The organism is Azospirillum agricola (genome assembly GCF_020005195.1).
GTDB lineage: Bacteria > Pseudomonadota > Alphaproteobacteria > Azospirillales > Azospirillaceae > Azospirillum > Azospirillum agricola.
This window is the reverse complement of record NZ_JAIFZR010000006.1, coordinates 19588-41998: the sequence shown is the minus strand read 5'-3', so window position 1 is coordinate 41998 and position 22411 is coordinate 19588. Positions and strand designations below refer to the sequence as shown.

At 69.1% G+C, this 22411-nt stretch carries 17 protein-coding genes; 6 read left to right on the top strand and 11 right to left on the bottom strand.

The features are described from left to right. Positions 1-23: 23 nt before the first annotated feature. Genes JN22_RS29120 through JN22_RS29105 form a run of 4 tightly spaced genes read right to left on the bottom strand, consistent with a single transcriptional unit; the run spans position 24 to position 5306 of the window. Positions 24-854, bottom strand: a complete 831-nt coding sequence (locus JN22_RS29120; protein ID WP_085557427.1) for an SDR family NAD(P)-dependent oxidoreductase — start codon at positions 852-854, stop codon at positions 24-26. A gap of 25 nt (positions 855-879) precedes the next feature. Continuing rightward, positions 880-2268, bottom strand: coding sequence for an LLM class flavin-dependent oxidoreductase (locus tag JN22_RS29115; RefSeq protein ID WP_085557426.1), 1389 nt, complete (start codon positions 2266-2268; stop codon positions 880-882). Continuing rightward, complete coding sequence (locus tag JN22_RS29110; protein ID WP_085557425.1) at positions 2265-3650, bottom strand: LLM class flavin-dependent oxidoreductase; 1386 nt, start codon at positions 3648-3650, stop codon at positions 2265-2267. Before JN22_RS29110 ends, JN22_RS29115 begins: the two co-directional genes overlap by 4 nt. A gap of 9 nt (positions 3651-3659) precedes the next feature. After that, positions 3660-5306, bottom strand: a complete 1647-nt coding sequence (locus JN22_RS29105; protein ID WP_085557424.1) for an ABC transporter substrate-binding protein — start codon at positions 5304-5306, stop codon at positions 3660-3662. A gap of 400 nt (positions 5307-5706) precedes the next feature. On the opposite strand from JN22_RS29105, the gene JN22_RS29100 reads away from it, so the two are divergent. The 4 genes from JN22_RS29100 (at position 5707) to JN22_RS29085 (ending at position 11210) form a co-directional block, all read left to right on the top strand. Next, the gene (locus tag JN22_RS29100) at positions 5707-7047 is read left to right on the top strand and encodes an LLM class flavin-dependent oxidoreductase (RefSeq protein ID WP_085557423.1); all 1341 of its coding nucleotides are present in this window, start codon (positions 5707-5709) and stop codon (positions 7045-7047) included. A 68-nt stretch (positions 7048-7115) separates the two neighbouring features. Further along, entirely contained in the window at positions 7116-8744 is a 1629-nt protein-coding gene (locus tag JN22_RS29095; protein ID WP_085557422.1) for an ABC transporter substrate-binding protein, read from the top strand. Further along, complete coding sequence (locus tag JN22_RS29090; protein WP_085557421.1) at positions 8741-9937, top strand: acyl-CoA dehydrogenase family protein; 1197 nt, start codon at positions 8741-8743, stop codon at positions 9935-9937. Before JN22_RS29095 ends, JN22_RS29090 begins: the two co-directional genes overlap by 4 nt. A gap of 31 nt (positions 9938-9968) precedes the next feature. Next, on the top strand, positions 9969-11210 hold the full coding sequence (locus tag JN22_RS29085) for an acyl-CoA dehydrogenase family protein (protein ID WP_085557420.1): 1242 nt from the start codon (positions 9969-9971) through the stop codon (positions 11208-11210). Positions 11211-11272: 62 nt separating this feature from the next. Here the strand turns inward: JN22_RS29085 and JN22_RS29080 are convergent, their stop codons facing one another. Then, positions 11273-12409, bottom strand: coding sequence for a mandelate racemase/muconate lactonizing enzyme family protein (locus JN22_RS29080; RefSeq protein WP_085557419.1), 1137 nt, complete (start codon positions 12407-12409; stop codon positions 11273-11275). Beyond that, positions 12406-13740: an MFS transporter gene (locus tag JN22_RS29075; protein WP_085557418.1), complete on the bottom strand. Its 1335-nt coding sequence runs from the start codon at positions 13738-13740 to the stop codon at positions 12406-12408. Before JN22_RS29075 ends, JN22_RS29080 begins: the two co-directional genes overlap by 4 nt. A 147-nt stretch (positions 13741-13887) precedes the next feature. Here JN22_RS29075 and JN22_RS29070 point away from each other — a divergent pair, with 147 nt between their 5' ends. Together JN22_RS29070 and JN22_RS29065 are read left to right on the top strand one after the other, a co-directional pair. Continuing rightward, positions 13888-14784 carry a LysR family transcriptional regulator gene (locus JN22_RS29070; RefSeq protein WP_085557417.1) on the top strand — a complete coding sequence of 299 codons (897 nt, stop codon included), beginning with the start codon at positions 13888-13890 and terminating at the stop codon, positions 14782-14784. A 569-nt stretch (positions 14785-15353) separates the two neighbouring features. Beyond that, entirely contained in the window at positions 15354-16187 is an 834-nt protein-coding gene (locus JN22_RS29065) for a ParB/RepB/Spo0J family partition protein (protein ID WP_085557416.1), read from the top strand. A gap of 51 nt (positions 16188-16238) precedes the next feature. Here the strand turns inward: JN22_RS29065 and JN22_RS29060 are convergent, their stop codons facing one another. The 5 genes from JN22_RS29060 to JN22_RS29040 form a co-directional block, all read right to left on the bottom strand. Beyond that, complete coding sequence (locus JN22_RS29060) at positions 16239-17339, bottom strand: peroxidase-related enzyme (RefSeq protein WP_085557415.1); 1101 nt, start codon at positions 17337-17339, stop codon at positions 16239-16241. After that, positions 17336-18805 carry an NAD(P)-binding domain-containing protein gene (locus JN22_RS29055; RefSeq protein ID WP_085557414.1) on the bottom strand — a complete coding sequence of 490 codons (1470 nt, stop codon included), beginning with the start codon at positions 18803-18805 and terminating at the stop codon, positions 17336-17338. Before JN22_RS29055 ends, JN22_RS29060 begins: the two co-directional genes overlap by 4 nt. Positions 18806-18885: 80 nt before the next feature. Continuing rightward, positions 18886-19614: an ABC transporter ATP-binding protein gene (locus JN22_RS29050; protein WP_085557413.1), complete on the bottom strand. Its 729-nt coding sequence runs from the start codon at positions 19612-19614 to the stop codon at positions 18886-18888. 14 nt (positions 19615-19628) lie between these two features. Next, the gene (locus JN22_RS29045; protein WP_085557412.1) at positions 19629-20549 is read right to left on the bottom strand and encodes an ABC transporter ATP-binding protein; all 921 of its coding nucleotides are present in this window, start codon (positions 20547-20549) and stop codon (positions 19629-19631) included. 7 nt (positions 20550-20556) lie between these two features. Further along, on the bottom strand, positions 20557-22395 hold the full coding sequence (locus JN22_RS29040) for an ABC transporter permease (protein WP_085557592.1): 1839 nt from the start codon (positions 22393-22395) through the stop codon (positions 20557-20559). Between the last annotated feature and the right edge of the window lie 16 nt (positions 22396-22411).

Here is a 22411-nt window from a genome sequence, read left to right as displayed (position 1 = left end):
CGTTCTCCGTCCTCGGGCGGCCGCTACAGGGCCAGGCTCTGACCGCCATCCACCGCGACCAGCGCGCCGACCACGTAGCTCGCCCGCTCGCTGGCCAGGAACAGCGCCACCTCGGCGATCTCGTGGGCCTCGCCGTAGCGGCGCAGCGGCGTGGCGGCGGCACCGGCGGCCAGCGCCTCGTCGCGGCCGATGCCGAGGCGCTTGGCCTCCAGGGCGAGGTTCTGCTCGATGCGGTCGGTCAGGGTGAAGCCGGGATTGATGGCGTTGATGCGGATGCCGTAGGGCGCGTATTCGCGGGCGAGCCCCAGCGTCGACAGCAGCAGGGCGGCGTTGGCGGAGCCGCCCGGCAGGTGGGTGCCGGAGGGAATCCGGCCGCCGGTGCCGACGATGTTGACGATGGCGCCGATCTGGCGGGAGGGAGGCAGTCTCGTTTCCGTACGGGCATCCGCCCCCGCCCGGCGCCGGAAGCTCTTGAGCACGGCGTCCTGGGCGTGGATGTAGGGGAAGAACTTGGCGTCCAGCCCGGCCTTCCAGGCGGCGGCGTCGAGCTCCTCGGCCGGGGTGCGCGTCGCGGCGCCGGCGCTGTTGATCAGCACCTCGACCGGGCCGAAGGGGCGTTCGGCCTCGGCGACGGCACCGGCGGCCTCGGCGGCGTCGGCGAAATCGGCGGCGACCGTCGCGACCTCCAGCCCGTCGGCGGCCAGGGCGGCCTGCGCGGCGGCGAGGTTCTCAGGGCTGCGCGATGCGATGACCACGCGCGAGCCTTCCCGGGCGAAGGCGCGGGCGGCGGCGAGGCCGAGCCCCTTGCTGCCGCCGGTGACGAGGACGACCTTGCCGGCAAGGGCGAGATCCATGGCGAAACTCCTGTTGATCTGGCGGTCAGGCTGTAGGGCCGGGATGGCGGAAGGCGTGGCCGGGATGGCGCGGCGAAAGCCGGGCGCGGCCGGGACCGAACAGCTTCTCGCGCAGGGTGCCGGGGCTGTAGTCGGTCTTGTAGACCCCGCGGTCCTGCAGTTCGGGCACCAGCAGGTCGACGATGTCGGTCAGGTTGGCCGGCTCCACCACGCGGGTGAGGTTGAAGCCGTCGGCGCCGGCCTCGACCCAGGTCAGCAGCTCGTCGGCCACCTGCGACGGCGTGCCGACGATGAAGGGGCCGCGCCCGCCGACCTCGCCGAAATCGGCGAGGTCGCGCACGCGCCAGACGCGGTCTGGGCTGCGCAGGGTCATCGCCTCGATCTTCGACTGCATGCCGTTGCTCTTGACGTAGCGCACCGGATCGTCGGGGCCGTATTGCGAGAAGTCGATGCCGGTCCAGCCCGACAGCAGGGCGAGCGCGCCGCGGGTGTCGAGATGGCTGCGGTACTCCTCGTACTTGTCGCGCGCCTCCGCCTCGGCCGGGGCGACGATGACGGTGGCGCCGACGAAGACCAGCAGATCCTCCGGGTGCCGGCCATAGGCGGCGGCGCGGCGGCGGATGTCGGCGGCGGCCTCCGCCACCGCGGCCCTGCTCTGGTTCATGAACACGCATTCGGCGTGGCGGGCCGCGAACTCGCGCCCGCGGCCCGAGGTGCCGGCCTGGTAGAGCAGGGGGGTGCGCTGCGGCGAGGGTTCGCTGAGATGGATGGCGTCGAGGTCGAAGAAGGTGCCGTGATGGGTGATCCGGTGGACCTTCTCCGGCCGGACGAAGACCCGGCCGGCCTTGTCGCGAACCGCGGCACCGTCCTCCCAGCTGCCTTCCCACAGCCGGTAGGCCAGTTCCAGGAACTCGTCGGCGCGGTCGTAGCGCTGGTCGTGCTCCCGCACCCCGCCGTCGCCGATTGCCCGTGCGGCGCTTTCCAGATAGCCGGTGACGATGTTCCAGCCGACCCGCCCCTTGGTCAGGTGGTCGAGCGTGGAGAAGCGGCGGGCGAGGTAATAGGGCTGCTCGTACCCGACCGAGGCGGTGACGCCGAAGCCGAGATCGCGGGTCGCCGCGGCCATGGCGGAGATCAGGACCGACGGGTCGTTGCTCGGGATCTGGGCGCCGGCCGCCAGCGCCGCGTCCGGCGTGCCGGCATAGACGTCGTAGACGCCGGAGACGTCGGCCAGGAAGATGCCGTCGAGCTTGCCGCGCTCGGCGATGCGTGCCAGTTCGATCCAAAAATCGAGGTCGGTGTAGTCGACGCAACGGTCCTTCGGGTGGGTCCACAGGCCGGCCCAGGAATGGCCGGGCGCGTTCATGTGGAAGGCGTTCAGACGGATTTCCTTTTGGCGGGTCCGGCCGGTCATGCCGCGTCCTCCGCCGGCAGGTGCCGGAAGGCCGCCGCCGGATGCGGGGCGCCCAGCCGGGCCCGTCCGGGGCCGTAGAGCTTCTCGCGCAGCGTGCCGGGGGCGTAGTCGCGTTTGCAGGCGCCGCGGCGCTGCAGTTCCGGCACCACCAGATCGACGAAATCGACGTAGCTGTCCGGCGCAACCGCATAGGCGAGGTTGAAGCCGTCGGCGCCGACCTCCTCGACCCACGACTGCAACTCGTCCGCCACCTGGTTTGGCGAACCGACGATCACCGGTCCCTGCCCGCCGATGCCGGCATGGCGGGCGATCTCGCGCAGGGTCCAGGAGCGGTCGGGATCGGCGGTGGTGAAGGCCTCGATGGTGGAGACCACGCCGTTGTCGCGGTTCTCGAAGCGCAGGACCTCGTCGGGATCGCGCCCGGCGAGATCGATTCCGGTCCAGCCGGAGAAGAGCACGAGGGCGCCTTCGTGGCTGATGTAGCTCTGGTAGTCCGCCAGCTTGGCCTTCGCCTCCCGTTCGGTCTCGCCGGTGATGACGGTGACGAGCGGGAAGAACAGAAGCTCGGCCGGATCGCGGCCGTTCTCGGCGGCGAGGTGGCGCACGTCGCGGACGACGGCGCCGGCCACCGTCTTGCTGGGGGCGGCCAGGAAGATGCCTTCGGCGTGCCGGGCGGCGAACTGGCGCCCGCGCTGCGACCCGCCGGCCTGGAAGAGCAGGGGCGTGCGCTGTGGCGACGGCTCGGTCAGGTGGATGGCGTCGAGGCGATAATGCTCCCCGTCGTGACGGACGCGGTGCACCTTGGCGGGATCGGCGAAGATGCCGGCCTCGCGGTCCCAGAGGACCGCATCGTCCTCCCAGCTGCCCTCCCACAGCTTGTAGACCACCTCCATGAACTCGTCGGCGATGTCGTAGCGCCGGTCGTGGGCGACGATGCTGCGCCCCAGCCCCTTGGCGCCGGCCGCCGACTTGCCGGTGACGATGTTCCAGGCGAGCCTTCCGCGGGTGAGCTGGTCGAGGGTGGACAGCCGGCGGGCGAACAGATAGGGCTGCTCGAAGGACAGGTTGCCGGTGACGGCGAAGCCGAGGTCGCGGGTGGCGTGCGCCATCGCCGGGATCAGCAGGATCGGGTCGTTGGTCGGCACCTGCGAGCCGTGGCGCAGCGCCGCCTCGATCCCGCCGCCATAGACGTCGTTCACCCCGATGCCGTCGGCGAGGAAGACGGTGTCGAACCTGCCGCGCTCCAGCGTGCGCGCCAGTTCGACCCAGTAGCCGAGATCCTGGTAGGAGGTGGAGCGGTCGCGCGGATGCCGCCACAGTCCCGGCGACTGGTGGACCGGCCGGTTGACGACGAAGGCGTTGAAACGGATTTCCTTGGCCATGCGTTCCTCTCAGGCCGACAGCCAGGCGTCGGCGAGCGAGGCCAGCGCCGCATCGGGGGCCTGTGCCAGGCCCCGGAGTTTCCGGCTGTGGATGGTGACGTGCCGCATTTCGGACAGCGGCAGGATCGGCAGATCGGTCATGGCGATCGCCTGCAACTCGCCGAACAGCGCCTTGCGTTTTCCGGCGTCCGGCTCGACCTGGAGCGCCTTGATGACGCGGTCGGCCTCCGGGTTGTCGTAGCCGGTGTTGTTGGAGGTCGGAACCCCCCGGACATGGTTGGTCGACAGCAGCAGCCGCGGCAATCCCATCTCGGGATCCATCATCACGGCAACGGTGTTGCTGTCGATGTCGTAGGCGTAGTCGGTGTAGACCCGCCTGGTCCAGCTCGGATAGTCCTGGCCGCGCAGGACGAAGTCGATGCCGACCTTCTTCAGGTTGTTGCGGATGTATTCGCCGGCATCCCGATAGGTCTCGCCGAAGGGCAGATAGTCGTGGGTGACGGTGAAGCGGATGCCGTTCGTCCCCCGTAGCAGGCCGGCCTCGTCAAGCAGCGCTTCCGCCCTGCCGGGATCGTAGTCATGGCGCGGGACGTCGGGATTGTGGAACCGGGTGAGCTGCGACGGCACGGGGCTTACCGCCGGCTTGCCGAAGCCGTACCAGACCGTGTCGATCAGCCCCTGGCGGTCGATGGCATGGGCGATGGCGCGCCGCACCCGCAGGTCGGCCAGATGCGGGTTCGACAAATTGAAATCGAGCAGGAAGACGTGGGACTGGAAGGCATAGCCGCTGGTGCTGACCGCCAGCGCCGGGTCGTTGCGGAGCCGGGCGACGTCGGCGAGAGGGACCGCGGTGAAGGGAGCATAGTGGATCTCGCCGGTCTCCAGGGCCACCGCCCGCGACGCGGCATCGGGAATGATCCGGAAGACGAGGCGGTCGAGGTGGGGCTTGCCCTCGTCCCAGTAGCCGGGATTGCGGTCCAGCACGATGTGCTGGCCCTTCCTCCACTCCTTGAAGATGAAGGGGCCGGTGCCGACCGGCGCGTTGTTCCTCGGATTCTTCAGGATGTCGGTGTTCTCGTACAGGTGCTTCGGCATCACCTGCGATTCCGCCGCGTTCAGCGCGCTCAGGATCACCGGGGCCGGTGCCGAGAGGCGGAAGATCGCGGTGTGCGGATCGGGCGTCTCGACGTCGAGCAGGGCGGCGAAGGTTACCCGGCCGCGGGCATGAAGCTTCTTCCACAGCTCCAGCGCGCTGAACCGCACGTCGGCGGCGGTGAAGTCCGCGCCATCATGCCATTTCACCCCCTTGCGCAGCCGGAAGAGGATGCTGCGGCCTCCGTCCGACACCTCCCAGGATTCGGCCAGCGCGGGCTGCGGCAGCATCTCCTCGTCGTAGCGCAGCAGCCCGTCATAGACGTTCGCACTGACCGAGGCGTTGGCATAGTTGTTGTTTACCGCGCTGGCGAGTGCCGTCGGTTCCGGCTGGATAACCGCCACCAGGGTACCGCCGCGCACCGGCTGCCCGGCGGCGGGAACCGCTGCCGCGGACGCCACTCCTCCCGGCAGTCCCAGCGCGGCGAGCGCGATGAAGGCCCCCTGCGAGAAGCGGCGGCGCGAGACCGCCGGAAGCGGCGATCGTGAGGGATTCTTGAGCAACGCGGCCTCTCCCGGCCGGCATCGGCCGGCCTCTGTCCTGATGGCGTTGAGAGCGATCTTGCGGCTGGCGTCCGGCCGGACCTGACATTGTCCGCCTGGTCCGGATCCGCCCGGCGAGGGTGGCTGGAGGGTGTCCAGTGCTTTCCGCCCGTCTGGTTTCTACCCTTACTCATTTTTGTCTATAAGATCCATAGACAAAAATATCCCGGTATGTGATTTTATGTATAACAACGATGGACATGCGTAAAACATGTCCGGATTTCCAGGCTTTCCCGTGGAACCGGGGGGCCTGCGTGCAGCCCGACCACCCAGCGCCGCACCCCCGTCCTGGCCGTCCGCAGCCCCTCCGCCGTGTTCCGTCTTCCGTTCCAGCGCCATGCGCCATCCAGCGAGAGCCGCCATGAGCCCCCCGAGACAGCTGCACCTGAATCTGAACTTCATGAATGCCGGTTCCTACAGCTCCGCCTGGCGACGGCCGGAGAGCGAGGCGGCGGACTTCATCGACCCAGCCTTCCTCGTGCGCCAGGCCCAGATCGCCGAGCGGGGCACCTTCGACGCCGTCTTCCTCGCCGACAATCCGGCCCTGCCTGACCGGCCGGATCTGCGGCCCTACCAGGCCCTGGAGCCGACCATCGTGCTGGCGGCGATGGCGGCGGCGACGACGCACATCGGGCTGATCGCCACCCTGTCGACCACCTACAACGAGCCTTACAACGTGGCGCGCCGCTTCGCGTCGCTCGACCATGTCAGCGGGGGCCGGTCGGGATGGAACATCGTCACCACCGCTGAAACCGGCACGGCGCGCAACTTCGGTCTCGACGAGGTGCTGCCCCATGACCAGCGCTATGCCCGCGCCGTCGAATTCGCCGATGTCGTGACCGCCCTTTGGGACAGCTGGGAGCCGGACGCCCTGGTCGGCGACAAGGAAAGCGGGCGCTTCATCGACGGTTCCCGCATCCATCCGATCGACCATCGGGGACGCTACTTTTCCGTACAGGGGGCGCTCAACGTTCCGCCTTCGCCGCAGGGCCGGCCGGTCATCGTCCAGGCCGGTGGGTCGAGCGACGGCCAGGACCTCGCCGCCCGCCATGCGGATCTCGTCTTCTCGGTCGCGCACAGCCTTGATGAGGCCAGGAGCTTCGCCGACGGCTTGCGGGCCCGCCTGCTGCGTGCCGGCCGGGCCCCGGCCGACGTGGTGATCTGCCCCGGTCTGGTTACCATACTGGGCAGCACGGAAGCCGAAGCGAAACGGCGCGAGCGGGAGCTGTGGGAGAGCGTGCCGATCGATTATGGGCTTGCGCGGCTGGCCCGCACCCTCAACGTCGATCCCGGCCGGCTGAAGCTGGACGAGCCGCTCCCCGCCGACATCCCGTTCCCGGAGAATCACAGCCAGACCTTCTTCAAGGGAACCGTGACGCTCGCCCAGCGGAACGGACTGACGGTGCGCGATCTCGTCAAAGCCCAGGGCGGCGGCGGGACCCAGCACCGCCTGGCCGTCGGCACGCCGGAGCAGGTGGCCGACGGGATCGAGGCGTGGTTCCGCTCGGGCGCCGTCGACGGCTTCAACATCATGCCGGACGTCACCGCCTCCGGCCTGGAGGTCTTCGTGGAGGAGGTCGTTCCGCTGCTGCGCAGGCGCGGGATCTTCCGCGAGGCCTACAGCGGACGAACACTGCGCGACCATCTGGGATTGCCGCCGCCGTCCGTCCGGCATCGTCGACCGGCGGCGGCCACGGCCTGATGCCGGTCCCGCAACACCAGACTTTCACACCCAGACTTTTACACCGCCCAATCCAGAAGGAATCGACCATGGTCCTCGTCCGTGGGCGCCCCGCCGCGCGCCCATTCGTCCGTCCGTTCGCCCTTGCCGCCCTGGCCTTCGGACTGGCGGCGCTCCCGCTCCAGGCCGGGGCGCAGCAGGCCGCGGCGCCGGTACGCGGCGGTACGCTGATCGCCACGATCGAGCCGCAGCCGTCCGTCCTCACCACCGCCTTCAACAACCAGTATGCCAACGCCGCCCTGTCGACGAACGTGTATGACGGGCTGCTGAGCTATGCCGAGGATCTCTCGGTCCGGCCGAGCCTCGCCGAAAGCTGGGAGGTCGCGCCCGACGGGCTGTCGATCACCTTCAAACTGCGTCACGGCGTCAAATGGCATGACGGGGTCGAGTTCACCTCGGATGACGTGAAGTTCAGTGCGCTGGAGGTGTGGAAGAAGACGCACCCGCGCGGGCGGCTGACCTTCGCGTCGCTGCAGGACGTCGAGACGCCGGACAGATACACCGCCGTCTTCCGCCTCTCCGCACCGTCGCTGGTGATCCTGAGCGCCTTGAACGCGGCGGAATCCCAGATCCTGCCGAAGCATGTCTTCGAGGGTGCGCCGATCCAGACCAACCCGGCCACCTCCCGGCCGGTCGGCACCGGTCCCTTCCGCTTCAAGGACTGGAAGAAGGGCCAGTATGTCGAGCTGGAGCGCAATCCGGACTATTGGGACGAGGGCAAACCCTATCTCGACCGGGTCATCTTCAAGGCTATCCCCGACACCGCGAGCCGCGCCGCGGCGCTGGAAACCGGGGAGGTGCAGTACGCACCCTACGACGCGGTGCCGTTCGGCGACGTCGCCAGGCTGCGCAAGGATCCGAACCTGCGGTTCGAGACGCGCGGCTACGATTACCATTCGCAGTTCTACATCCTGGAATTCAACCTGCGGAACCCGATCCTGGCGAACGACAAGGTCCGCAAGGCGGTCGCCCATGCGGTCGACAAGGCGAAGCTGGTGGAAACCGTGTGGTACGGGCTGGGTAAGCCGTCGACCGGACCGATTCCGGCCAGCGTCAAGACATTCTACACGTCGGACGTCCAGCGCTATGACTTCGACGTTGCGGCGGCGAACCGGCTGCTCGACGAGGGTGGCTATCCACGCAAGGCCGACGGCATCCGCTTCGCGCTCAACCTCGACTTCACCGCGGTCGGCGACGTGACCTCCCATTCGGCCGAGTTCATCCGGCAGAACCTGAAGGCCGTCGGCATCGACGCGAAGCTGAACAGCACGGACGATCCGACCTACCTGCGCAAGGTCTACAAGGACTACAGCTTCGATCTCAACCTGTTGCAGATTTCGCCGCTGATCGATCCGCAGATGGGGCTGTTCCGGCTTTACTGGACCAAGGCCCAGGCGCCGGGCGTCCCTTACGTCAACGCGTCCAGCTATTCCAGCCCGGCGATGGACGGCATCATCGAGGCGATCCGCGTCGAGAGCGATGCGGACAAGCGGAAGCTCCTGTTCCACGACCTCCAGCGTCAGGCGATGAACGACCTGCCGCTGGTGCCGCTGTTCGACATGCAGCACTTCACCTTCTACAACCGCAAGGTCCACGGCATCAACACGACCCCGGACGGCGCGATCTCGTCGTTGAAGAACGTGTGGATCGAGCGATGAGCGGCCCCCCCGTACGCGACCGCGCCGCGCTCGTCGAACTGTCGGCCGAATTCGGCCGGCGCTTCGCCACGGGCGCCGCTGCCCGCGACCTCGAACGCCGGATGCCGTTCGAGGAGATTTCCGAGCTGGCGCGCAGCGGCGTGTTGGCGGCCCGCGTGCCGGCCGCCTATGGCGGGCCGGAGGTGAGCATGGGCGAGTTCGCCCGGATCATCGTCAACCTGTCGAAGGGCGATCCGAACATCGCGCAGTCCGCCGCCGCGACCTTTCCCAATGTCGAGAAGATCCGCATCTACGGCAGCGATGCGCAGAAGCGGCGCTATTTCGGCCTGCTGCTGGACGGCCGGCGGCTCAACGGCAACGCGGCGGCGGAGCGCGGCGGCACCCGCATCGGCGACATGGCGACGCGGATCGTCTCCGACGGCGGCGGCTATCGGCTCGACGGGCGCAAATACTACACGACCGGCAGCCTGTTCGCCGAATTCACCCTGGTCACGGCTCTGCTGGAGGGTGGCCGGGCGGCGGCGGTGGTTCCGGTCGACCGCGCAGGCGTCACCGTCATCGACGATTGGGACGGGATGGGGCAGCGAACGACGGCGAGTGGCACCATGATCTTCGAGAATGTCCGGCTCGACGAGGGCGAGGTCATGCCGATCCCCGATTACGGCCGCCGCCGCACCTACGAAGGCGCTTTCGCCCAGCTTCTGCATTCGGCCCTCGACACCGGGATCGCGCTGGCGGCGCTGGAGGACGCCGTCGTCTATGGGCGGACCCATGCCCGTCCGCTGCCCGAGGCCGGGGTCGGGCTTGCGGTCGAGGACCCTTACGTCCAGTACACCGTCGGCGAGATGGCGGTCCTGGCCCATGGCGCCGAGGCGCTGGTCGGACGCGCCGCGGCGGTTCTGGACGAGGCGGTCCGCCTGTTCCATCGCGACGGCGCCGCCGACCGGCTGCTCGGCGAGGCCTCGGTCGCCGTCGCCGAGGCGAAGTTCGCCGCCAGCGAGGCGTCGGTGAAGGTGAGCGAGATGCTCTACCGGATCGGCGGGGCATCCGCCACCTCGCGGGCGCTCAACCTCGACCGCCACTGGCGCAATGCGCGCACCCATACCACCCACGATCCGGTGGCCTACAAGGCCAAGGCAATCGGCAACTTCTACCTCACCGGCGCGCTGCCTCCGATCAACACCAAGATCTGATCCGCACCGGGTCGACATAGTGGAGACGACAATGACCGTTATCGACAGGACCGGCCCGCGCCACGGCGAGCCCGGGATCGGCGAGGCCGAGGTCCCCGGACCCGGTTCGCCCGCGCTGCGCCGACTGGTCGAAGCCATCGCCGCAGGGGCCGAGGCCCGTGACCGCGGCGAGGGGAGGGCAGGCGAGGCGATCGATCTGCTGCGCGCGGCCCGTCTCGGCGCCTTCCGGCTGCCGCGGCAGGACGGCGGCGGCGGGGCATCGCTGACCGACCTGTTCGAACTGGTGCTCGACCTTGCCGAGGCCGATTCCAACATCCCCCATATTTTGCGCAACCATTTCGCCTTCGTGGAGAAGGCGCTGCGCACCGCGGACAATCCGAAATACGCGCGCTGGCTCGGCCATGTGCGCGACGGCCGTATCATCGGCCTCGGCGTCAGCGAACTCGGCATCCAGAACATCGGGCTGAACGACGGCGACACCCGCCTCGAACCGTCCGGGACCGGCTACGTGCTGAATGGACGGAAATACTACAGCACCGGCAACTTCTATTCCGACTTCATCCTGGTGAATGCGCGGACGCCGGACGGCAGGACGGCGTCGGCCTTCGTGCCGACCAGCAGTGAAGGGGTGACCGTCGACGACGACTGGGACGGCATCGGCCAGCGGCTGACCGCCAGCGGCACGACGGTCCTGTCACGGGTGCCGGTGTCGCGGGACGACGTGCTGTTCGGCGCCGACGAGGATGTGCGGCTGCCCTTCCGGGCAACCTTCGCGCAGCTCTACCTGACCGCCATCGTCGCCGGCATCCTGCGTGCCGTGGTGGCGGATGCCGCGGCACTGGTGGCGGGGCGCGAGCGAAACTACTACCACGCCGTCGCCGCCCGTCCGGCCGACGACCCGTTGCTGCAGCAGGTCGTCGGCCGGCTGTCGAGCGCCGCCTATGTCGCCGAGGCCGCGGTGCTCAGGGCGGTCGACGCGCTGGATGCCGCTTTCCGCTCCGCCGTAGTCGGGCCTCCCGATCAGGCGCTTTTCGTCGAGGCGGCACTGCGCACCGCGAAGTCGAAGGTGATGGTGGACGAACTGGCTCTCGATGCGGCGACCCGCCTGTTCGAGGTCGGCGGCGCCTCCGCCATCCGGGCCGGCAACCGTCTGGACCGCCACTGGCGGAACATCCGCACCCTCTCGTCACACAATCCGAATGCCTACAAGGCGCGGGCGATCGGCGATCATGCGGTCAACGGGACCCCGCTGCCGACCGCGGCCTTCTTCTGAATGAACCTCTGTCGGAACCAGCCTGCCTGACCGACGACGCCGATCAACCGCACCCTGGGGGACTATAGTGCCGTCACGTCCTGCCGTGCGACGACGAAGGGTGCCAGCATGTCGGCGTTCAGATCGATGCCGAAGCCCGGACCGTCCGGCACCGTGACGGTCCCGTCGTTGTTGACGGCGGGACGGCCGCAGAGGTCCAGCAGCGGGTTGGGTCCGGCATCGAATTCCAGGAACGGATAGCCTCCGGCAGCGCCGCCGCTGCGCAGCGCGGGCAGGGTCGCGGTCAGGTGCAGCGCCGCCTGGAAGTTGACAATGCCGCCCCAGACATGGGGAACGACCGGCCGGTCGTACAGCTCCGCCAGGGCCGCCACCCGTCCGACGCCGGTCAGCCCGCCGCAGACGGCGATGTCCGGTTGCAGCACATCCATGCAGCCGGCCTCCAGGAAGGGGCGGAAGGCACGGGCGTCCGTGAAGGTCTCTCCGCCGGCCAGGGCGGGCGTCATCCGGCCGGACAGCATGCGGTATCCTTGCAGGTCGCCCGGAACCGTGGGCTCCTCCACCCAGAGCAGGCCGGCCTCCCGCATGTTCGATACGGCGGCCAGTGCCGCCCGCGGCGCATAGGACTGGTTGAAATCCAGCATCAGCGTGCCGTCCGGCCCCATCATCTGCCGGACGGTGTTGACGATGGCCGCATCGTCCGCCGGGGCGAAGCCGCTGCGCAGCTTGACCGCCTTGAAGCCCGCCCGGAGATAGCCCTCCACCTCGCGTTCGAACTCGCGGTAGGGATGGCCGCCGGGCTTGAAGAAGGGGCCGCTGGCATAGGCGGCCACCCGGTTCCGCAGGGCGCCGCCCAGCAGCGTGCTGACCGGAATGCCGCGCTGGCGCGCCGCAAGATCGTGCAGCGCCATGTCGATGGCGGCGACGGCCCCCATCGCCCCGCCGGCAGCTTCGCGCATCTCCTGCCAGAGCCGGCCGATCTGCTGGGGGTCCTGCCCGAGCAGGCGCGGGGCCAGACGCGCGGCGATGGTGGCGCGCTCGGCGGCCGGGGTGTGCCAGGCCTCGCCCCAGCCGGAACGGCCGTGGCGGTCCACGATCTCGACGAACAGGCTCTCGCGGCGGTCGAAGGACACCAGCGCGTTGCCGATGACCTCGGGCAGCGGGGCGACCAGATGATGAAGGCAGACTGCGGCGATGCTCATGCCTTGCTTTCCTGTGCGTTGTCCCGGGCGGACCGCGATGCGGGCACGATGCCGCCGCGCATCATGTCGCGCATCAGATGGCCGAGCAGCAGGATCGCGCAGGCCGTCAGCGCCATGGCGCCGGCGAGGACCAGCTGCGCGCCGGCGAAGCCGCCGGTGGCGTCCCGCACCCAGCCGATGATGGTGGGGCCGAAAAAGCCGCCGGTGCTGCCGACAGAGTTGATCAGCGCGATCCCGGCCGCGGCGGCGGTGCCGGTCAGGAGGGTGGTCGGGAAGATCCAGATGTTGGGCGAGGCGCCGCCGATGCCGGCCGCCCCGATGGTCAGCCCGATCAGCCCGATCAGCGGATCGCTGCTGAGGGCTGCGAGGACGAAGCCGGCGGCGCTGACCAGGAACGGCCCTGCCGCGTGCCAGACCCGCTCGCCGGTGCGGTCGGCATGGCGGCCGACCAGCAGCATGGCCAACGCCATGAAGGCGGAGGGGATGGCGGCGACGAAGCCGGTCTGCACTGTGCTGAGGCCGAAGGCCTTGACGAACTGCGGCATCCAGATGGCGATGCCCGTGGTGCCCATGACGAGGCCGACTGCGATCAGGCACATCAGCAGGACACGCGGATCGCGGACGGCGCGGCCGACGGTGAAGCGTTCCGTCCTCTCCTGGGCCGCGCGCTCGGCCTCCAGCCGGGCGTATAGCCAGCGGCGCTCGTCCTCGGCCAGGAAGCCGGCCTTCTCCGGCGAGGATGGCAGGAAGAGGGCGACGACCACACCCATGACGATGGCGGGCATGGCTTCCAGGATGAACATCCACTGCCAGCCGGCCAGACCGTTCCAGCCGTTCAGATGCTCGATGATCAGGCCGGAGGCCGGCGCGCCGATGACCGACGACAGCGGCACGGCGATGTTGAAGGTTCCGAACATGCGGGCGCGGTATTCCCGCGGGAACCACAGCGTCATGTAGAAGATCATGCCCGGAAAGAAGCCGGCCTCGGCGGCGCCCAGCAGGATGCGCACCAGATAGAAGCTGCCGGGGCTCCAGACCAGGGCGGTCGCCGCCGAGAGCAGCCCCCAGGTGATCAGGATGCGGGCGATCCACAGCCGCGCGCCGTAGCGCACCAGCAGCAGGTTGCTGGGAACCTCGCACAGCACGTAGCCGAGGAAGAAGATGCCGGCGCCGAAGCCGAAGGCCGACGCCGAGAAGCCCAGATCCTGGTTCATGGTCAACGCGGCGAAGCCGATGTTCACCCGGTCGAGAAAGGCCGCGAAATAGCAGACCATCAAAATCGGCAGGATTCGCCATCCCACCTTGGCGATGACGTCGGATCGCTCTTTCATCCTGGTTTCCTCCGGATTGCGCGGACTTCGCCACGCTTTGCGCAACGTTTTGCTTTGATGACCAACAGTGTCCGTTCATTGACATTGATAATCAAATAGGATGTTCTTAACATCTGATATTGGGAAAACTGATATTAGAAACCGGCCATGCGGATCACCGTCGCGCAACTGGAGGCTTTCTTCTGGACCGCGCAGCTGGGCTCGGCGCAGCGGGCGGCCGAGCACCTCAACCTGGCGCAGCCCACCCTGTCGCTGCGCCTGAAGGATCTGCGCGACGCGCTGGGAACCGACGTGTTCGAACGGACGGGGCGGGGTTTGCGGCTGACGCCGGAAGGACGCCTGCTGCTGCCGCGGGTCTCAGCGATCATGACGGAGCTGCAGGCCATCGGTGGACAGGACGAATCCCGCACCGTCGCCGGCCGCGTCCGGGTCGGGTTGGCCGAGGGCTTCGCCGTCACCTGCCTCTCGCCGCTGCTGGCCGGGCTTCAGGAGGATCATCCGGCGCTGCAGCCGGACTGGGTGGTGTCGACCAGCACCACGCTGGAGAGCGCCCTGCTGCGCGATGCGCTGGACGTGGCGGTTCTGCTCAACCCGATCGGCGACGAGCAGCTCCATCTCCAGCCGCTCGGCGCCCAGCCGACGAGCTGGGTCGTTCCGAAATCCTGGGGGCAGGCTGGTCCGCTGACGCCGCGGGATCTGTGGGCGCAGCCGGTCTTCTCCAACCCTCCGCCGTCGGCCATGCACCGGCAGATCAGCAGCTGGTTCGCGACCGCGGGCCTCTTTCCCAGCCGTCTCAGCACCTGCACCAGCGTCGCGGTGATCGCGGAACTGGTGGCCGGCGGGGTCGGCGCCGGGCTGCTTCCCATCCCGATGGCGCAGCGGTTCCTTGCGCTGGGCCAGGTCCAACTGGTGGCGTCCGATCCCCCGGTGGAGAACGGGCGGCTTTTCATCTGCTATCGGACCGGCGTCAACGATCCCAAGGTGGCGGCCGTCGCACGGTCCATCGCCCAGGTGATGCGGCGGATCGATTACGTCGACCTCTGACGGAGGACGACACCACCGCTCCACCTACTCTCCATGTCCCATGGGGGTGGTTCGTAGCTGTCATCGCATCGCCCGGGTGATGCGCGCAGACCAAACGGCATGTGCATAACGATGCCGCTGCCAGGCCAGCGTGCCGTCCCCCCACCAACGCCCTGACCCGCGCCGACCTGCGCCCGCACCCACTCGCCTGAGGTCGCCGAGCTTATGCGACGTCGCATAACATGAAGAGTTGATAGGCATCTGCTGCCGGCCGCGGACCCGGACAACGGGAAAGTTGCACCTCAGAATAGAACCTGCCCCGCTTAAACGACAAAAACATATAAGATATATTATGAAAATTATATTCAATTGCAGACCATGGGCCATGGCTTCCACGGAAGGCACGCGGTCGGTCATGTGCTAAAATCAGGAATCGACAAACGCACGACTTCGGCAGGCATGATGAGGTCGCTAATTCATAAGATTTAATTCCTTTTCATTGACAATATGCCTTAAAATCGGCAGTTTCGTCGTCGCCAGCGGGCCAGCTGCGCCCGCAAACTCCCCTGCGCCCCAGGAGTTTGTGAGCCATGAGCCTTGCCGCCATGGGCGACGCCGCATGCATCGCCGTCGCCGCCATCGCCGTGCCAGACAGCCATGCCCGCCGCCGCATCGACGACGACGGGTTAGATTCGCTCGCCCGATCCATCGAAGAGTTCGGGCTGTTGCAGCCCATCGTGGTCCGTCCGCTGGGGAATGGGCGTTACGAACTGCTGGCCGGCGCAAGGCGGCTGCGCGCGATGCAGGCGCTGGGCTGGGCCGGCGTGCAGGCGGTGCCGGTGACCAACGAAGGAGCCGCGGTGCTGTCTCTGGTGGAGAACATGCAGCGCCAGGGACTGGACGCGCTGGAACTGGCCGAAGCGCTCCAGCGGCTGGTGGGGCTGGGCTGGGGACGCGAAGCGCTGGCCCGGCTGGTCGGGCGCAGCACGAGCTGGATCGGCGACATGCTGGGCCTGAACCGGCTGCCGGACTGGATCAAAGCGGAATACCCGCAGGCGCGGCGGCTGGTGTCGCGCTCGCTGCTGGTGGAGATCGCGCGGGTGCGCGACGCGGCGGCGCAGGCGGAGCTGTGGCGGCAGGCGGCGGGCGGAGCGCTCACCGTGCGGCAGGCACGGCGGATGCGGCGCGAGGCGCTGCCGGCAGTCCCGCGCGCTCTATCGGCGGTGCGGCGCTGTGCCCGCCAGCTGGACCGGATCGACACGGCGGCGGATCTGGCGGAGAAGGACCGGTCGGCGCTGCTGGCCCTGCGCGACAAGATCGACTTGCTGCTCGGCGCCGGAGGCGGAGGCGGTGATGAGGCCCGCGGCTTTCCCGATGGCCGTCTCCAGGCGAGAGGTGTGGTGGCCGCCGCGGATGCCCGGTGAAAGGCCTGACCGCCGCTGCGGACAGGCCTTTCGGTCCGGCCAAGGCTCCGTTCAGCGCACGGCCTCGCCCAGGCTCAGCATCAGGCGGTTGGCCCAGGCGAAGATCGCGACCGCCAGGACGAGATCCAAGATCTCGCCGTCCTCCACTCCGGCCCGGCGAAGCGTTGCGACATCCTCCGCCGTCAGGGCGGCCGGCGTGGCGGTCAGGCGGGCGGCGGCCTGGGCGATAGCCTGCCGGCGCGGATCGTCCTGGCCGGAAATTCCCTGCGCGAACAGCAGATCGACCGCGTCCCTGCCGCCGGTCAGCTCGACGAAGCGGCGGGCATGGACAGAGGCGCAATAGACACAGCCGTTCAGCACCGATTCCACGGCGGTCGCGAACTCGCGCTCGGCCCGGGGCAGGCCGCGCGGGGCGTACATGATGCCGTTGAACAGCGGCGTGCGGTGAAGAAGCGATTCCGGCTCATGCGCCAGCACCAGCGAATAGGCGCCGATGGCGATGTTGGACGGCGTCACCGCCAGGGCGAGCCGCTGCTCCTCCGTCGCATCCTCCAGCACCACAGGCGTCAGCCAGGGCTTCCAGTCCAGCACGTCGGTGGTGAAGCCGATGTCCGCATCGACCGGCACCGGTGCCCCGGTGGGCAGCGGGCCGGACGACTCTTCCGCCGCCACCGCCGCATCCCCCGCCAGCGCCCGCAGACCGGCCAGCAGGCGGACCTGATAGTTCACCAGTGCGATCAGTTGCGACAGCGCGACGATGCCGTGCGCATCCAGCCCCGCCGCCTCCAGCGCGCCCAGATGCTCCGGCCGGGAGTCGCGCGGGGACCGGGTGACCCGCTCCGCATGGGCGACCAGGGCCGGGCGGGCCTCGGTGCCGGCGGCAAGCCCGCGGTAATGGGCGGCGAGCGCGTCGTTGCCGGCCAGCGCCGCGATGCGTTCGGCCACCGCGGCGCGCTCGGCGGCCGGAAACAGGCCGGGCCGCCGCGGCGCCAGCAGGGCATCGTGCGCCGCCTGGGTGCGGGCGCGGATTTCCGCCCGGCGGGCGCGCAGGGCCAGCAGCGGGGAGGCGTCGGACAGGCCGGCCAGCCGGTCGATCAGGTCGGGGGTGACCGGGGCTGCCCCGTCGGCGGTGGCGCTGCTGGTGGCGCTCATTGGAAATCCTCCGCTTCGGTCCATTCGTCGCCCAGCAGTTCCGGCGTCTCGAACTCGACCAGCCGCTGCCAGTGGTAATCGTAATCCTCGGTGAACAGCGCCGCCGTGATGCTGTCGGCCAGACGCTCCGCCCCGGCGCTGATGCCGGGGATGTCGCCGGTCACCTTGCCGTGGCTCAGCACCGCAGCATAGTTGAAGGCGTGGACGCGGTTCAGCCAGGGCGCCTCTCCGGGGCTGCGTTCCAGAAACTCGAAATCGGCGCCGAGATAGGGGTGCTGGGCGAACTCGCCGGTCTCATGGCCGGGAAGGACATAGCGGTCGCGCCACAACAGGGTGTGGCGAGCAATTTCCGCCAGCTCCGGCCGCTGTTCCCAATTCAGGGCGAAGCCGGTGGCGAGGATGACGTGATCGACCGTCACCGTGCCGCGCCCGGTGCGCAGGACCAGACGGTCGCCCTCGGGCTGCGCGGCCTCGACGGCACAGCCGGTCAGCAGCGAGAAGTTGGGGTGGCGCGAGCAGCGCAGCATGGAATTGTGCGGCGCCGGCACGCCGGTGTCGGCGATGTACTGGTTGTAGGCCCAGCGCCGCTCGTCCGACAGGGTGTGGAAGCCCAGCACGATGCCGGGATGGCCGGCGCCCAGGCTCTTGTTGATGCGCGGCAGCTCCGCCCGACGGATCAGCATGTAGACCTTGGCGGCGCCCCGCTCCAGCGCCTCCGCCGCATTGTCCACTGCACCGGCACCGGCGCCGAGCACCGCCACCGTCCTGCCCTTCAGACCGTCGAAGTCGATGGGCTCATGGGCATGGCTCCAGAACCGCTTGTCCACCGCCTTCCAGAAGGCCGGGACGAAGGGGCCGCCCAGACCGTCGCGCCCGTTCGCCAGGATCACCCGGCGCGCCCGCACCCGCTGCCGCCCCTCCGGACCGTCGAGGTCGAGCGTCACGCCGTCGGCATCGCCGGCGAGACCCGTCAAAGCGGTGTCGTTCTGCACCGGCGCACCGGTGACGCGGCGGTACCAGGTCAGGTAGTCCAGCCATTGCAGGCGCGGGATGCGGAACAGCGTCTCCCAGGCGGCGCGGCCGAACTGCGCCTCGAACCAGGCGCGGAAGGTCAGGTTGGCGAAGCCCAGCGCCGGACCGGTCAGCGTCTTGGGCGACCGCAGGGTCTCCATGCGGGCATAGGTCCCCCACGGCCCTTCGCAGCCGGCAGGCGCCCGGTCGAACAGCCGGATGTTGGAGATGCCGACCTTGCGCAGGGCGAAGGCGGCGGTCAGCCCGGCCATGCCGGCGCCGACGATGGCGACGTCGAGAACGCTGTCCCGTGCCGGCACCCAGTCGGCCGGCGGCAGGGTGAGCAGGTCGAGATCGCGGGCGAGCCGCGCCTCCAGCTCCGCCAGGGAGCGGGGGCCGGGGTCTGTCACATCGAAGGGTGCGCTGGGGGGCAAAGCGGGACTGTCCTTGGTCATCGGAAAAGGGTCCTCTCCATGGTGGGGCACCGCTTTGCGCGGCTGTTATCCGTGTTGGTCTCTACCCCTGGAGGAAGGTTTCAGGCGGCCTGGGCGCCACCCAGATAGGCGTCGCGGATCTGCGGATCGCGGGCAAGGTCGACGGCGGCACCGAACAGGACGATGCGTCCGGTCTGCAGCACATAGCCGCGGTGGGCGATCTGCAGGGCGAGGCTGGCGTTCTGTTCCACCATGAAGATGCTGACGCCCTGCCGGTTGATGGTCTGGATCATCTCCAGCACGCGGTCGACATGCAAGGGCGACAGGCCCATCGTCGGCTCGTCCATCACGATCAGCCGCGGACGCCCCATCAGGGCGCGGGCCATCGCCACCATCTGCTGTTCGCCGCCCGACAGGGTGCCGGCCTGCTGGGCATGACGTTCGCGCAGCTTGGGGAACAGCTCGAGGACGCCGTCGTAATCCTCCGCCACCGCCTTGGAATCGCTGCGGGTGTAGGCGCCCATCAGCACATTCTCGCGCACCGTCATGGTGCCGAACAGTCGGCGGGATTCGGGCACGGAGCCGATGCCGCGCCGGACGATCTGCGGCGTGGTCAGGCCGGTCAGCGGCTGCCCATCGAAGACCACCTGCCCGGAGCGTGGCTTCAGCAGCCCTAGGATGACCTTCATTGTGGTGGATTTGCCGCTGGCGTTGCCGCCCAGCAGGCAGACGATCTGCCCGCGCGGCACCTCCAGCGACAGGTCGAAATGGACCTGCACCGGCCCGTAGAAGCTGTTCACGCGGTCGAGCCGCAGCAAGACGTCGGTCATTCCGCCGCTCCCCCTCAATGCGCCACGAGGATGCGGGCGGCGTCGCCCTCCGCATCCCGCCCGCCGTCCTGGTTCGGGCCGTCTTGGTTCGCGGCCCCCACTGCCTTGTGCCCGAGATAGGCCTCGATCACCGCCGGATCGCCGGCGACGGCGGCGGGCGGCCCCTCGGCGATGCGGGCGCCATGGTCCATCACCACCACCCGGTCGGACAGCTGCATCACCAGATCCAGCTTGTGTTCGATCAGCAGGATCGTCAGTCCACCCGCCTTCAGGCCGCGGATGATCTCCAGCATCTCCGCCGTCTCGGTCGGGTTCATGCCGGCGGTCGGCTCGTCCAGCAGCAGCAGGCGGGGATGCAGGGCCAGCGCGCGGGCGATCTCCACCCGGCGGCGGTTGGCGTAGGACAGGCTGTGCGCCGGCTTGTCCAGGCGCGGGGTCAGCCGCTCGCCGAACATCCGGACGATCTCCGTTGCCTCGGCGCGCAGACGCTCCTCCTCCGCGCGGACCGACGGCGGGCGGATCAGCGCCAGCGCAAGCTCGACCAGCGGCCCCACCAGCGGAATTTGCGGCTTCACCGCGCGCAGTCGGGTGTGGGCGCCGACCAGCACATTGTCGAGCACGCTGAGATTGCCGAACACCCGACCATGCTGGAAGCTGCGGGCGAGCCCGAGGGCGGCCAGCCGCTCGGCGGAAAGGCCGGTGACGTCGCCGCCCTCGAAGGTGACGGCCCCCGCATCCGGCGCGTCGAGCCCGGAGATCAGGTTGAACAGGGTGGTCTTGCCGGCGCCGTTCGGGCCGATGATGCTGACCAGCTCGCCCGGCTCCACCGTCAGCGACAGGCCGTTGACCGCGGTCAGTCCGCCGAAGCGGCGGGTCAGGCCGGCGATCTCGAGCAGGGGTTTCTTCGGCAGGGAGTTCTTCAATTGGTCTGCCATGGCGTCCTCACACCGTTCCCAGAAGGCCCTGCGGGCGGAAGCGGATCAGCAGCAGCAGGACGACGCCGTAGATCAGCATGCGGTATTCGGCCGCCGCGCGGAACAGCTCCGGCAGCCCGACCAACACCGCCGCCCCCAGCACGGCCCCGGCGACATTGCCGAGCCCGCCGAGGATGACCATGGTCAGCGCCAGCATCGACACCGGCGCCGGGAAGGTCTCGTGGTTGATGTAGGAGTAGAAATGCGCCATCAGCGCGCCGCCCACCCCGGCGATGAATCCCGCCACGGCAAAGGCCAGCCCCTTGTAGCGATTGAGGTCGACGCCGTAGGAGCGCGCAGCCACGTCGTCCTCGCGGATCGCCCGCAGCGTGCGGCCGAGATGGGAGTTCAGCAGGCGGGATTGCAGGGCGGCGAAGGCCAGCAGGACGATCAGCGGCACCCAATAGACCCATTGTCCGCTGACCAGCGGCTTGCCCGCCACCGACAGCGGCGGGATGCCGGTGACGCCGATCGGGCCGCGGGTCAGGCTCTCCCAGTTGAGGATGACCAGCGTCACGATCTCTCCCACCGCCAGCGTGGCGATGGAGACGTAATGGCCGCGCAGCCGGAAGGCCGGATAGACCAGCGCCGTGCCCAGCGCCGCCGCCACCAGCCCGGCCAGCGGCACCGCCAGCAGCACCGGCACCCCGGCATCGAGCGCCAGCAGCGAGGAGGCATAGGCGCCGATGGCGAGCAGCCCGGCATGGCCGAGCGACACCTGCCCGACCGTGCCGGCGACCAGCGTCAGGCTGAGCGCCAGTAGGGCGTAGAGCCAGGCATTGCCCAGCGTCTGCAACAGATAGGGCTGCTGCACGACCAGCGGCAGGGCAAGCGCCAACGCGGCCAGCGTCCACACCGCCCATTTCGGCAGGACCAGCGGCCGGCTGGGGGCGATGAAGGTGCCGGTCAACGGCTCCGGCGGCAAGCGGCGGGCCCGGGCGAACAGGCCGTTCGGCCTCAGTACCAGGATCAGGATCAGCGCCACGAAGGCGAACAGGTTGCGGTAGCTGGTGCCGAACAGGGCGATGCCGTAGCTCTCGATCAGGCCGAGCAGCAGGCTGCCGGCGATGGCGCCCGGCACGTTGCCGACGCCGCCGATCAGCTGGGCGACGATGCCCTTCAGCCCGGCCTGGAAGCCCATGTTGGGGTCGATGGTGTTGTAGTACATGCCGACCAGCAGGCCGCTGACCCCGCCCAGCGCCGAGGCTATGGCGAACACCGTCCGGTTCACCTTGTCGACATCGACGCCGCACTGCTGCGCCGCATCGCGGTCGAGCGCCGTCGCCCGCACCGCCCAGCCGAGCTTGGTGAAGCGCAGGAAGCCGTAGAGCAGCCCAGCGCTGCCGATGCCGACCCCGGCGATCAGCAGGTCGAGCGCGCCGATGCTGCCGCCGCCGATGGCGATCCGCCAAGTCGGCAGCTGGGTCGGCAGCGCGCGCGGGTCGGGGCTGAACAGCAGCTGCGCCGACTGGTCGAGCACCACCGACAGGCCGATGGTGGCGAGCAGCGGGGCGATGCGCGGGGCGTTGCGTAGCGGGCGCAGGCCGACCCGCTCGATGACCGCCCCCAGCAGCCCGCAGCCGGCGGCCACCGTGACGAAGGTCACCGGCAGCGGCAGGGCGAGCTTGGTCACGCACAGCCAGCCGATATAGGCGCCGACCATGTAGACCGAGCCGTGGGCGAAGTTGATCAGGTGCGAGACGCCGAAGATCAGCGCCAGCCCGACCGCCAGCAGGGCATAGATGTTGCCGATGACCAGCCCGTTGATCGTGTAGTCGAGCCACGGGCCGAGAGTGGTTGGAAACACGATGATCGGTCCTTCC

Coding starts and splice junctions, on each gene's coding strand:
- JN22_RS29100 (WP_085557423.1), top strand. CDS start 5,707: ATGAGCCCCCCGAGACAGCTGCACCTGAATCTGAACTTCATGAATGCC.
- JN22_RS29065 (WP_085557416.1), top strand. CDS start 15,354: ATGAGCCTTGCCGCCATGGGCGACGCCGCATGCATCGCCGTCGCCGCC.
- JN22_RS29090 (WP_085557421.1), top strand. CDS start 8,741: ATGAGCGGCCCCCCCGTACGCGACCGCGCCGCGCTCGTCGAACTGTCG.
- JN22_RS29060 (WP_085557415.1), bottom strand. CDS start 17,339: ATGAGCGCCACCAGCAGCGCCACCGCCGACGGGGCAGCCCCGGTCACC.
- JN22_RS29045 (WP_085557412.1), bottom strand. CDS start 20,549: ATGGCAGACCAATTGAAGAACTCCCTGCCGAAGAAACCCCTGCTCGAG.
- JN22_RS29050 (WP_085557413.1), bottom strand. CDS start 19,614: ATGACCGACGTCTTGCTGCGGCTCGACCGCGTGAACAGCTTCTACGGG.
- JN22_RS29080 (WP_085557419.1), bottom strand. CDS start 12,409: ATGAGCATCGCCGCAGTCTGCCTTCATCATCTGGTCGCCCCGCTGCCC.
- JN22_RS29085 (WP_085557420.1), top strand. CDS start 9,969: ATGACCGTTATCGACAGGACCGGCCCGCGCCACGGCGAGCCCGGGATC.
- JN22_RS29070 (WP_085557417.1), top strand. CDS start 13,888: ATGCGGATCACCGTCGCGCAACTGGAGGCTTTCTTCTGGACCGCGCAG.
- JN22_RS29055 (WP_085557414.1), bottom strand. CDS start 18,805: ATGACCAAGGACAGTCCCGCTTTGCCCCCCAGCGCACCCTTCGATGTG.
- JN22_RS29110 (WP_085557425.1), bottom strand. CDS start 3,650: ATGGCCAAGGAAATCCGTTTCAACGCCTTCGTCGTCAACCGGCCGGTC.
- JN22_RS29115 (WP_085557426.1), bottom strand. CDS start 2,268: ATGACCGGCCGGACCCGCCAAAAGGAAATCCGTCTGAACGCCTTCCAC.
- JN22_RS29095 (WP_085557422.1), top strand. CDS start 7,116: ATGGTCCTCGTCCGTGGGCGCCCCGCCGCGCGCCCATTCGTCCGTCCG.
- JN22_RS29075 (WP_085557418.1), bottom strand. CDS start 13,740: ATGAAAGAGCGATCCGACGTCATCGCCAAGGTGGGATGGCGAATCCTG.
- JN22_RS29120 (WP_085557427.1), bottom strand. CDS start 854: ATGGATCTCGCCCTTGCCGGCAAGGTCGTCCTCGTCACCGGCGGCAGC.